This is a genomic window from Phenylobacterium sp., from assembly GCF_031360265.1.
Taxonomy (GTDB): Bacteria; Pseudomonadota; Alphaproteobacteria; order Caulobacterales; family Caulobacteraceae; genus Phenylobacterium.
Genome location: NZ_JANMBF010000122.1, coordinates 20,610 through 32,142, shown reverse-complemented (window position 1 = coordinate 32,142; position 11,533 = coordinate 20,610). Strand labels below are relative to the sequence as shown.

The following is an 11,533-nucleotide window of genomic DNA, read 5'->3' as shown; positions in this document are numbered from 1 at the left end:
GGACGGCGCGATCCGGGCCCCGCGCGAAGGCGAGCGCTACTTCGCCCTGGTCAAGGTCGACCTGACCAATTTCGAGAACCCCGAGAACGTCCGCCACAAGGTGCTGTTCGACAACCTGACGCCGCTCTATCCCGACGAGCGCCTGCGGATGGAGATCGACGACCCGACCCTGAAGGACCGCTCCGGCCGGGTCATCGACATCGTGGCCCCGCTCGGCAAGGGCCAGCGCTGCCTGATCACCTCGCCGCCCCGGGTCGGCAAGACGGTGATGCTGCAGAACATCGCCAAGTCGATCGAGACCAACCACCCCGAGTGCTACCTGATCGTCCTGCTGATCGACGAGCGCCCGGAAGAGGTCACCGACATGCAGCGGACGGTGAAGGGCGAGGTGATCTCCTCGACTTTCGACGAACCCGCCACTCGGCACGTGCAAGTTGCGGAAATGGTTATCGAAAAAGCCAAGCGCCTGGTCGAGCACAAGCGTGACGTGGTGATCCTGCTGGACAGCGTCACCCGGCTGGGCCGCGCCTACAACACCACGGTCCCCTCCTCCGGCAAGGTGCTCACCGGCGGCGTCGACGCCAACGCCCTGCAGCGCCCCAAGCGCTTCTTCGGCGCGGCGCGGAACATCGAGGAAGGTGGCTCGCTCACCATTATCGCCACCGCCCTGATCGACACCGGCAGCCGGATGGACGAGGTGATCTTCGAGGAGTTCAAGGGGACAGGTAATTCGGAAATCGTGCTCGACCGCAAGGTCGCCGACAAGCGGGTCTACCCGGCCATCGACGTGATCAAGTCCGGCACCCGCAAGGAAGAACTGATCACGCCCAAGGAACACCTGACCAAGACCTACATCCTGCGCCGGATTCTGGGGCCCATGGGCGCCCAGGACGCCATCGAGTTCCTGCTCGACAAGCTGCGCAACGCCAAAACCAACGAGGAATTCTTCCAGTCGATGAACACTTAGGGGCGGCGCTCACCGCCGGCGGGGATGGCCGATGATCAAGGTCTATGCGGCGCGGGGCACACGATCGCAGCGGGTGATCTGGGTGCTCGAGGAGCTGGGCGCACCCTACGAGACGGTCTCGCTCACATTTCCGCCGCGCATGCATCACCCGGAATTCTTCGCGATCAGCCCCGCCGGCGCCCTGCCGGCGATCGAGGACGATGGAGTCGTCCTGATTGAGAGCCTGGCGATCTGCGAATATCTCAGCCGAAAGTTCGCCGGCCGCCTGGTGGTCGGGGCCGAGGAACCCGGGTTTACCGACTACCTTCAGTTCCTGCATTTCGGGGAGGGAACCCTCGCGCCGCCGCTGGCCTGGGCGCGCCGCTTTGGTCCGCGCCTGGAGTCAGTGATGGCGGACGCGCGAGAGGCCTTCGCCCTGCGCCTGGCCGTCGTAGAGCACGCCCTGGCCGATGGCCGGGCGTATCTGGCGGCCGACCGCCTAACCCTGGCGGACATCTCCGTGGGCTATACGCTTGGCCTTTCCGACCTCGCCGGCCTTCACCAGCTGCTGCCCGCCTCGGTGCTCGCCTATGAGGCCAGACTGGAGGCTCGGCCGGCCTATCAACGGGCCTACCAACCGGCATGACTCGCGCAAGGCTTGCGGGCCTACCGGCCGCACCAGTTCTACTTGTGTTTCACGTGAAACAGCGGTGAGCCATTTGCGCCCCATCGGGGGAGCTGTCAGCGAAGCTGACTGAGAGGGTCCTCGCAGGTCTGCGCTGTCCCGTTCCACCGCTTCGCGGTCCCCCTCCCCCAGAGGGGAGGAACGGCGTATTCCTAAGGAATCAGCAGGCTCGACCCGCTCGTGGCGCGGCTCTCCAGCGCCTCGTGCGCGCGGCGCGCCTCGACAAGCGGAAACGTCTGGCCGATCTCGATCTCGATCTTGCCGGAGAGGATCAGGGCGAAGAGCGCGCCGGCGCTGGCGTCGAGCTCGGCGGTCGACGCCTGATAGTCGCCCAGGGTCGGCCGGGTGAAGAACAGCGAACCGGAGCGCATCAGCCGCCCCGCCTCTACCGCCGGTGGCGGCCCCGATGCATTGCCGAAGCTGACGAACAGGCCGCGCCGCGCCAGGCTGCCCAGCGTGCCCTCGAAGGTGTCTTTGCCCACCGAGTCGTAGGCTACTGGTACGCCCGCCCCGTCCGTGATCCGGCGCACCTCGGCAGCCACGTCCTGCTCGCGGTAGAGGATTACATGGTCTGCGCCGAGCTGGCGGACCCGCGCGGCCTTGGCTTCGGAGCCGACGGTGGCGATGACCACGGCGCCCAGCGCCTTGGCCCACTGCACCATGATCTGGCCGACCCCGCCGGCGGCGGCGTGTATCAGCAGGGTCTCGCCGGCCTCGACCCTGTGCAGGCGGCGCAGGAGGAACTCGCTGGTCATGCCCTTCAGCAGCGCGGCGGCCGCCGTTCGCGCGTCGATGCCCGCCGGGATCGCCACGGCCCGGTCGGCGGACACGACAGAATAGTCGGCATAGCCGCCCGCCAGGCCGGCCGCCGCGGCCCGGTCGCCCATCTTGAATCGCGCGACCCCCTCGCCCACCGCCTCGACGACCCCGGCCGCCTCGCCGCCGGGAATCGACGGCAGCTTCGTCGGGTAGAGGCCGGACCGCAGGTAGGTGTCGATGAAGTTGATGCCGATGGCCTCATGGCGCAGCAACACTTGGCCGGGCTTGGGCTGCGGCTTGTCGACCTCAACGAGATCGAGCACGTCGGGACCGCCGGTGCGGGCGAAACGGATGGCGCGCATCAGGCTGCGGTCCTGGGGCCGCCGGGAGGGGTGATCATCTCAGGCGCGCCCATGTTGGTCTCCTGTTTGCCAGAATCTGGTCTAGCGCGAGGAACCGCTCTGCGACCATATAGATTCCGACAGCGGAGGAATGCGCCATGAAGATGACCATCGAGGTGGATTGCTCGCCGGAGGAAGCCCGCCGGTTCCTCGGCCTGCCGGATGTCAGCGCGCTCAACGACCACCTGGTGGGCGAGATGAAGAAGCGCATCGACGCCAACATGCAGATGATCTCGCCCGACGAGTTGGTGAAGAACTGGATGAGCTTCGGCGCCGGCGCCCAGGAGCAGTTCCGCAAGCTGATGGACGTGGGCCTGAGCGCCGCCTCACGGACGAAGTGACCGATACGATCTTCGCGCCCGCCACGGCCGCGGGCCGGGCCGCGGTGGCGGTCGTTCGCCTGTCGGGACCCGCGACCCGCGCCGCGCTGCGTGCGCTGGGCGGGGGGCCGCCGCCAGCGAGGCGGGCGAGCCTGCGCCGGCTGACCGGAACTGACGGCCAGCCGATCGACGAGGCCCTGGTGCTGTGGTTCCCGGCCCCGGCCAGCTATACCGGCGAGGACTGCGCGGAATTCCACGTCCACGGCGGCCAGGCGGTGGTGGGCGCGCTGGTCAGCGCGCTGGCCGCCCAGGGTCTGCGGCTGGCCGAGCCGGGCGAATTCACCCGCCGCGCCTTCGAGCACGGCAAGCTGGACCTGGCCCAGGCCGAGGGCGTCGCCGATCTGATCGACGCGGAAACCGAGGCCCAGCGCCGCCAGGCCCTGGCCCAGCTGGGCGGGCGTCTGTCGGGCATCCAGGCGCGATGGCGCGACGGACTGATCCGCGCCAGCGCCATGCTGGACGCCGCCGTGGACTTTCCCGACGAGGAACTACCGGCCGACGCGGCGGACCGCGCCCGGCCGATCCTGGAGATCCTGGCGGGCGAACTGGAGGCCGCCGCGGCTGACGTGGCGCGCGGGGAACGGGTGCGCGAGGGCTTCCGCATCGCGCTGCTGGGCGCGCCCAACGCCGGCAAGAGCACGCTGTTGAACGTCCTGGCGCGTCGCGAGGCGGCCATCGTCTCGGCCACGCCGGGGACGACGCGCGACATCATTGAGGTCCCGCTGGTGCTGGGCGGCTACAAGGTGATCCTCGCCGACACCGCAGGCCTGCGCGCCACCAACGACGAGATCGAGGCCGAGGGCGTGCGCCGCGCCGAGGCCTGGGCCGAAAGCGCGGCCCTGCGGGTCTGGCTGGTGGACGGCTATGGCGATCCGAACCCCGACGTCCCCGCCTCGCTGCGCCCGGACGATATCGTGCTGCTCACCAAGCGCGACCTGGGCGAGGGGCTGGACGGCCTTCCCGGCGAGCCGTTCACCGCGAAAAGCCCCAACGACGTGGCCTGGCTGGTGCGGGCGCTGACCGACACCGTCGTAGGCGCCCTGGCCGGGGCCGAGATCCCGGCCGCCACACGCCTGCGCCACAAGGACCTGCTCAACGAGGCGGCACACCGCCTGCGGCAGGCGCTGGCTGAGGACCAGGCGCTGGAACTGGCGGCCGAGGACGTCCGCCTCGCCGCCCGGGCGCTGGACCGGATCACTGGGCGCATCGATCCGGATCAGGTGCTGGGCCATATCTTCTCGACCTTCTGCATCGGCAAATAGTCCCTCCCTTAATTGGGAGGGACAGGCGGCAAGGCCGCCAGGGCGGGGTCGTGCGGGTCGGTGTGCTGAACACCGGGCCTGACCCGCCCCACCCGCCTGTCTCTGCGCTCCAGCCACCCATCCCATTAAGGGAGGGGACGATGTTTCACGTGAAACAGTGTCGCCCTTGGCCTATAGGACGCGCTTCATGACCTGGGACGTGATCATCATCGGCGGCGGGCACGCCGGCTGCGAGGCGGCGGCCGCCTCGGCGCGGTTCGGCGCGCGCACGCTGCTGCTGACACACAAGCTCGAGACCCTGGGCGAGATGAGCTGCAACCCGGCCATCGGCGGCCTGGGCAAGGGCCATCTGGTGCGCGAGATCGACGCCCTGGACGGGCTGATGGGACGGCTTGGCGATCTGTCGGGCATCCAGTTCCGCCTGCTGAACCGCTCGAAGGGCGCCGCGGTGCGCGGCCCGCGCTCGCAGATCGACCGGGCGCTCTACCGCCAGGCCATGCAGGCCGAGCTGGCCGCCACCCCCAACCTCAGCCTCCGCGCGGAGGCCGTGGAGGACCTGATCGTCGAGGACCGGGTGGTCGTGGGCGTGGTCGGGGCCACCGGGACCGCCTATCGCGCCGGCCGGGTGGTGCTGACCACCGGCACCTTCCTCAAGGGCGTGATCCATCGCGGCGAGCAGCGTATCGCCGCCGGGCGAGTGGGCGACGCACCGGCCATCGGGCTTTCCGACCGGCTCTATGCCTCGGGCCTGGCTATGGGGCGGTTGAAGACCGGCACGCCCGCGCGCCTGGACGGCCGCACCATCGCCTGGGACGGGCTGGAAATGCAGGCGGCCGATGACGACCCTGTGCCGTTCTCCTTCCTGACGCCGAAGATCACCGTCCCACAGATCGCCTGCGGCATCACCTACACGACCGCGCAGACGCACCGGATCATCGCCGAGCGGCTGGGGGAATCGGCCGTCTACGGCGGCCGGACCACCGGCGTCGGCCCGCGCTACTGCCCCTCCATCGAGGACAAGGTGGTCCGCTTCGCCGACAAGACCAGCCACCAGATCTTCCTGGAACCTGAAGGCCTTAGCGACGACACGGTCTATCCGAACGGCATCTCCACATCGGTGTCGGAGGAGACCCAGGACCTGTTCCTGCGCACCATCCCCGGCCTCGAGGCGGTGCGAGTGAAGCGGTACGGCTACGCCATCGAATATGACTATGTGGACCCCCGCGAACTCTACCCGACCCTGGAAGCCAAGCGCCTGCCCGGCCTCTATCTGGCCGGCCAGATCAACGGCACGACGGGCTATGAGGAGGCTGGGGCGCAAGGCCTGGTGGCGGGGCTGAACGCCGCCCGCGCCGCCTCCGGCGCCGCGCCCGCCCACTTCGCCCGCGATGAGGCCTACATTGGCGTGATGATCGACGACCTGGTGACGCGCGGCGTCACCGAGCCTTATCGGATGTTCACCAGCCGGGCGGAATTTCGATTGATCCTGCGCGCCGACAACGCCGACCAGCGCCTGACCGCCAAGGGCGAGGCTCTGGGCGTCGTGGGCGCCGTGCGGGCGCGCGCGTACGCGGAAAAGGCCGACGCCCTGGCCGGGGCCCGGGCCATGGCCGCCAGCCTGACACTGACCCCGTCGGCCGCCGGAAAGGCCGGGCTGCCGGTCAAGGCCGATGGCCAGCGGCGCAATGTCAACGAGCTTCTGGCCTATCCGACGATCGGCTTCGACGATCTGGCGCGGCTCTGGCCGCAGATCTCCGGCTGGCCCGCCGCCATCCGCGAGCAGATCGAGATCGAGGCCTCCTACGCCGGCTATCTCGACCGCCAGGCCGCCGACGTGGCCGCCTTCCGCCGCGATGAGAACCTCAGCCTGCCGGCCAGCCTCGACTACGCCATCGTCGGAGGGCTTTCCAACGAGGCTCGTGAAAAATTGAATAGAATCCAACCTCTGACCCTTGGCCAGGCTGCCAGGATCGAAGGCGTGACCCCCGGCGCCCTGACCGCCCTGCTGGCCCATGTCCGCCGCCGCGCCGCCTGACGCTGGCGCCCTGGAGTCCGCCATGGACTCCGCGCGCTTCGCCGCCCTAAGCGCCGCGACACCGGCGCAGATGGCCGACCTGGAGCGGTTTCGGGTCCTGCTGACCGAACGCAACTCGGTGATGAATCTCGTCGGCCCGGCGTCCCTGCCCCACTTCTGGTCCCGTCACGCCTGGGATTCCGCCCAACTGATCAGACTGCAGCCGGATGCGCGGGCCTGGGCGGATCTGGGCGCCGGCGCCGGCCTGCCGGGGATCGTCCTGGCCATACTTGGAAAAGCCGTGCTTGGCTTCCATGTGGACCTGATCGAGAGCATGACCAAGCGCTGCAAGTTTCTCGGCGAAGTGGTGGAAGATCTGCAACTTCCGGCCACCGTCCACAACGCCCGCGCCGAAGACCTGGATCTGACGGTGGAAATCGTCACCGCGCGGGCTTGCGCCCCGCTCCACCGCCTGCTCCGGTATGCCCGGCCCTACCTGCAGTCTGGCGCCACCGGCCTGTTCCTCAAGGGACAAGATGTTGTCTCCGAGATGTCCGAAGCTGCTAGATATTGGGAATATGAGGCCGACGTCCTGCCCTCCAAAAGCGACCCCCGGGGTCGTATCGTCCGCGTGAAGAGGCTTGGCCGTGCCCGCAAGGTCTGACCTGCGCGTCCTGGTGGTCGCCAACCAGAAAGGCGGCGTGGGCAAGACCACGACGGCGATCAATCTCGGCACCGCGCTCGCCGCCGTCGGCGAGCGGGTGCTGCTGATCGATTCGGACCCGCAGGGCAACGCGTCCACTGGCCTCGGAATCGGACGGGCGTTGCGGAAACACACCCTCTACGACGTGCTGATGAACGAAAACACCCTGCTCGAGGCGGTAGTGAAGACCTCCGTACCGGGCCTTCACCTGACGCCATCCGACCCGGACCTCTCCGGCGTCGAGATGGAGCTGGCCCAGGATCCCCGGCGCTCCTACCGGCTGCGCGACGCGCTGGACGCCGTGCGCCAGGACGGGAGCTACAGCTACGTGCTGATCGATTGCCCGCCGTCGCTGAACCTGCTGACGGTCAACGCCATGGCCGCCGCCGACGCGGTGCTGGTGCCGCTGCAGTGCGAATTCTTCGCGCTGGAGGGCCTGAGCCAGCTGATGCGCACCATCGACCTGGTCCACGCCAGCCTCAATCCGAAGCTGGAGATCCAGGGCATCGTGCTGACCATGTTCGACCGCCGCAACGGGCTGTCGGGCCAGGTGGCCAGCGATGTGCGCGCCCATTTCGGCGAGACGGTCTATCAGACGGTGATCCCGCGCAATGTGCGGGTCTCCGAGGCGCCGTCGTTCGGCAAGCCGGCGCTGGTCTACGATCTGAAGTGCGCGGGAAGCCAGGCCTATCTGCGGCTGGCCCGCGAGGTGGTGCTGCGCGAACGCGCGCGCCGAAAAGAACTGGCTTAGGGGATCGCGATGGCCGAGGGGCGCAGAGGACTGGGGCGCGGGCTGTCGGCCCTGCTGGGTGAGGCCGAGGAGATCCCGCATGCCGCCGAGCCGGCCAACGGCGTGCGCGAAATCCCCATCGAGCTGATCCACCGCAACCCCGAACAGCCGCGCCGGCACTTTCCCGACGCCGAAATCGCCGAGCTGGAGAGCTCGATCCGCAGCCAGGGGATCCTGCAGCCGATCCTGGTGCGCCCCTCGCCGCGGACGCCCGGCGAATTCGAGATCGTCGCCGGTGAACGCCGCTGGCGCGCGGCGCAGAAGGCGGGCCTGGCGATCGTTCCGGCCCTGGTGCGCGCGCTGGACGACGACCACGCCTTCGAGATCGCGGTGATCGAGAACGTCCAGCGCGAGGATCTGAACGCCATGGAGGAGGCCCAGGCCTATGCCTCGCTGATCCGGCGCATGGCCTACACCCAGGACAAGGCCGCCACCGCCGTCGGCAAGTCGCGCAGCCACGTGGCCAATACGTTGCGCCTGCTGCAACTGCCGGACGCCGTGCAGGATCATGTGCTGTTCGGCCGCCTGACCGCCGGCCACGCGCGCGCCATTCTCGCCGCGGCCTTCCCTGAAGTTCTCGCGCAAACCATTGTCGATAAAGGACTTTCCGTCCGAGAGGCAGAGTCTCTGGCCAAGGCGAAGTCCGACGCGCCGAAAAAGGGCTCGGGTCCGCGGCGGGCGCCCAAGGACACCGACACCGCGGCCCTGGAGGCGGACCTTGAGGAGGCGCTGGGGATGAGCGTCGACATCGCCGACCGTGGCGGCGCCGGCGAGATCCGCATCCGCTACGCCACCCTGGAACAGCTCGACGAGCTCTGCCGCAAGCTGACCCGCGCATGATGCTCGCCACCGGGACCAAGGTTCGCCTGAGGACCATCGGCGTGCGCGACCTGAAGGCCTGCGCGCCCTTCAAATACACCCTGTCGATCACCGAGCCGCTGACCGACCCGGCGCGGATCCGCGAGGTCTATGACCAGACCGGGTTCTGGACCGCCGACGCCGGCGCAGCCGCCATTGAAAGCCGGGGCGCGGCGGACGCCGGCCGGCTGATCGGGACGCTGCAGTTCTATCGCACCGGGCCGGGCGTCCATGGGCTGGAGATCGGCTATATTCTGCACGACGAGGATGACCGGGGCAAAGGCTATGCCTCTGAGTCTCTGAGGCTTTTCTCCGACCTGCTGTTCGCGCGAAACCCCTGGTGCCACCGTCTGCAGCTGATCATCGAGACCTGGAACGACGCCTCCGCGCGCCTGGCCGAGAACTGCGCCTACGCCAGCGAGGGCATTCTGCGCAAGGCCGGCTACTCCTCCCCCGACGAGCCCAGCGACTGCTTCGTCTATTCGCGGGTCCGGGACTAGCTCCCCTCGCCGTCCTCGCCCACCGCCGGGCGCACGCGCTGGTCAACGTTGGTGGGGGCGGTCTTGACGCCGGTGCGATCCTCTTGCCGGGCGCCCTGCAGAATGCCGACCAGGCCATAGTTGCCCTCGTGGCAGGCGTATTCGTAGACCGGCCCCTTCGACCGGGAGAATTCGTACTCGCCGCCCCACGGCTGGCTGAACACGCTGGCGTCCTCCACCCAGAAGCCATAGCGCATCCGGTCCTTGCCGACCGGGGTCAGCCGCTCGGTGACCTTCAGGTGTGCGGAGGCGCCGCGGAACACCTGCTCGGGGTGGAAGTTGGTGGTCTCGATCACCAGCGTGTCGCCCTCCCAGCGGCCAATGGAATCGCCCATCCAGGGCCGCACCATCGCGGGGATATGGGCGCCGCCCAGGCGCACGATCCGCGCGTCGTGGACCATCTCCACCACGATCGAGACCTGATCGCGAGTCTGCACGATCTGGTAGGTGTTGTTGTAGAGCCCAGGCGTCATCACCGGCCCCGAGGAATTGCCGAACGACAGCAGGCAGCGCTCGCCCAGCGCGCGGGTCTCGGGGTTGTCGCTGGGTCCGCCGCCGCTCGCCGGCGGACGCGGGCCGAACGGGTCGGCGCGGACATCCTTGCGCAACGGGACGCGGCCGTCGCCCGGGGTGGTGATGAAGCCGTTCCGGGGCTGGCCCCCCACCCGCATGATCGTTGAGCCCGGATCGGTCCAGGCGGCGTTGTAGTTGCAGTTGACGCCGCGCCCGTCGCTGCAATCGGCGGGCAGATCGGTGACCTTGGCGCTGGGGTCAGTCGGCCGGTTCCCCAGGGCGACGAGGTCGTCGTTGCGGTGCTCGATCTTTCGCGCCTGATCCTCGGTCAGGACCAGGTCCTTGCCATAGCGCGGGTTGCGCTCCAGCCGGGTGATCGAGGCATTGGTCCAGACCCCCTGCAGGTCCGGGTGGCCATAGGCGTCGCGCGGCGGCTTGTAGGCGGTGTGCGCAGGCCCAGGCTGAGCCGCCGCCAGCGACGGGACGACGGCCAGGCCGATCACGGCCATGCAGGCCAGCGCTTTCAAAACCATCACCCACCCCCCTTGATCGTGTGCGTTTTTGACGCCCCTGACTATTTCGACCTTCCCGGCCGCGGCGCAAGGAAAACGGCGACAAGTCGCGCGGTCAGAGCCCGAGACGCCGCGCGCGGCTGGCGACCGCCAGCGCCAACCGCTCGGCGATCAGCTGGTCGGGGGAGCCGGCGGTCTTGCACAGCCGGTCAGCGCCCAGGATCTCCGGCTGGATGCGGTCGAGTTCCTCCAGGGTCCAGGTTCGCGCCTGGCGCAGCACCTCACGCTCCTGTTTCCAGAACACCCGCGCCGCCTTGGCCGCCTCCTGCAGGCCCGCGCCACCCTTCGCCAGGGTTAGGATCCGACGCAGCAGGGCCAGGTGAAGGCTCATCATCCGCACGGCCGCGGGACCCGACTCCCCCTCCTGTGCGGCGCGCCGCAGCCCGGCCTGGGCCTCGGCGAGGCGCCCGCCGAACGCATCGCTTGCGGCATCGCCAAGCGACGCCTCCGGCTCCACGCCGAGGAACGGCTCCAGGTCGGCCGGGGTCGCGGTGACGCCACGGCCCGGGCCGAGATAGAGCGCCAGCCGCTCGATCTCCTGGCGCGCCACCCCGCGTTCCTTGGGCATCCGGGCGACGAACAGCGCCAGGGCCTCGGCGGTGAGCGCCAGGTTGTCCTTGGCCAGGGTCTCGCGCACCTGGCGCGCCACGTCGCCGGGTTCGTCCTCGTAGCAGGCGATGGCCACGGCGCTCGCGGCCTTTTCGGCGGCCTTGCGTAGCGCCGAATCGCGGCCAAGCGCGCCGGCTTCGATCAGCAGGAAGGCGTCGGGATTGAGCTCGCCGGCGGCGTGGCGGGTCAGGGCCTCGGCGGCCAGCTTGTCCAGCGACGCCTTCTCCGTGGCGAAGCGCAGCCGCACCAGCCTGCGCCCGCCCATCAGCGACTGGGCCGCCAGCTCCCCCTCCAGCCGGCCCGCGTCGGCGTCCATGTCGCCATCGGTGAGCTGGGCGACATCGAACGGATCGTCGGGATTGCTGACGATCCGCGCGATGAGCTCGCGGCCCCGGTCGCGCACCACGCCCAGGTCGCGGCCATGGATCACCGCGGCGCGGACACCGGCGTCGGGCGCCCTTAGGAACCGCTCGATATCCGGGCGCTTGCCGAGGATCACGCC

Annotated in this window: 12 protein-coding genes; 9 read left to right on the top strand and 3 right to left on the bottom strand. The window is 69.3% G+C overall.

Translation table 11 applies throughout. The annotated features are described in order from the left end of the window. Together rho and RMN86_RS11380 are read left to right on the top strand one after the other, a co-directional pair. Positions 1–967, top strand: a 967-nt coding sequence (gene rho / locus RMN86_RS11385; protein ID WP_309605964.1) for a transcription termination factor Rho, incomplete at its 5' end; no start/stop codon positions are given. A 31-nt stretch (positions 968–998) separates the two neighbouring features. After that, the gene (locus tag RMN86_RS11380) at positions 999–1,592 is read left to right on the top strand and encodes a glutathione S-transferase family protein (protein WP_309605963.1); all 594 of its coding nucleotides are present in this window, start codon (positions 999–1,001) and stop codon (positions 1,590–1,592) included. 191 nt (positions 1,593–1,783) lie between these two features. On the opposite strand, the gene RMN86_RS11375 is transcribed toward RMN86_RS11380, so the two are convergent. Then, positions 1,784–2,752 carry a quinone oxidoreductase gene (locus tag RMN86_RS11375; protein ID WP_309605962.1) on the bottom strand — a complete coding sequence of 323 codons (969 nt, stop codon included), beginning with the start codon at positions 2,750–2,752 and terminating at the stop codon, positions 1,784–1,786. A gap of 137 nt (positions 2,753–2,889) precedes the next feature. Between RMN86_RS11375 and RMN86_RS11370 the strand changes: the two genes are divergently transcribed. The 7 genes from RMN86_RS11370 (at position 2,890) to RMN86_RS11340 (ending at position 9,298) form a co-directional block, all read left to right on the top strand. Then, entirely contained in the window at positions 2,890–3,132 is a 243-nt protein-coding gene (locus tag RMN86_RS11370) for a DUF6489 family protein (protein WP_309605961.1), read from the top strand. Continuing rightward, positions 3,129–4,433: a tRNA uridine-5-carboxymethylaminomethyl(34) synthesis GTPase MnmE gene (mnmE, locus tag RMN86_RS11365; RefSeq protein ID WP_309605960.1), complete on the top strand. Its 1,305-nt coding sequence runs from the start codon at positions 3,129–3,131 to the stop codon at positions 4,431–4,433. The genes RMN86_RS11370 and mnmE overlap by 4 nt, the downstream gene beginning before the upstream one ends. A gap of 187 nt (positions 4,434–4,620) precedes the next feature. Then, positions 4,621–6,468 (top strand): tRNA uridine-5-carboxymethylaminomethyl(34) synthesis enzyme MnmG, encoded by a 1,848-nt coding sequence (mnmG, locus tag RMN86_RS11360; RefSeq protein WP_309605959.1) that lies wholly within the window; start codon positions 4,621–4,623, stop codon positions 6,466–6,468. Between the two features lie 22 nt (positions 6,469–6,490). After that, complete coding sequence (gene rsmG, locus RMN86_RS11355; RefSeq protein ID WP_309605958.1) at positions 6,491–7,111, top strand: 16S rRNA (guanine(527)-N(7))-methyltransferase RsmG; 621 nt, start codon at positions 6,491–6,493, stop codon at positions 7,109–7,111. Further along, positions 7,095–7,901 (top strand): AAA family ATPase, encoded by an 807-nt coding sequence (locus RMN86_RS11350; protein ID WP_309605957.1) that lies wholly within the window; start codon positions 7,095–7,097, stop codon positions 7,899–7,901. Before rsmG ends, RMN86_RS11350 begins: the two co-directional genes overlap by 17 nt. Positions 7,902–7,910: 9 nt before the next feature. Beyond that, positions 7,911–8,780 (top strand): ParB/RepB/Spo0J family partition protein, encoded by an 870-nt coding sequence (locus tag RMN86_RS11345; protein ID WP_309605956.1) that lies wholly within the window; start codon positions 7,911–7,913, stop codon positions 8,778–8,780. Next, complete coding sequence (locus RMN86_RS11340; RefSeq protein WP_309605955.1) at positions 8,777–9,298, top strand: GNAT family protein; 522 nt, start codon at positions 8,777–8,779, stop codon at positions 9,296–9,298. The genes RMN86_RS11345 and RMN86_RS11340 overlap by 4 nt, the downstream gene beginning before the upstream one ends. Here the strand turns inward: RMN86_RS11340 and RMN86_RS11335 are convergent. Together RMN86_RS11335 and holA are read right to left on the bottom strand one after the other, a co-directional pair. Continuing rightward, on the bottom strand, positions 9,295–10,383 hold the full coding sequence (locus RMN86_RS11335) for a hypothetical protein (protein WP_309605954.1): 1,089 nt from the start codon (positions 10,381–10,383) through the stop codon (positions 9,295–9,297). The genes RMN86_RS11340 and RMN86_RS11335 overlap by 4 nt on opposite strands. 94 nt (positions 10,384–10,477) lie before the next feature. Then, positions 10,478–11,530 carry a DNA polymerase III subunit delta gene (gene holA / locus RMN86_RS11330; RefSeq protein ID WP_309605953.1) on the bottom strand — a complete coding sequence of 351 codons (1,053 nt, stop codon included), beginning with the start codon at positions 11,528–11,530 and terminating at the stop codon, positions 10,478–10,480. Positions 11,531–11,533: the final 3 nt, after the last annotated feature.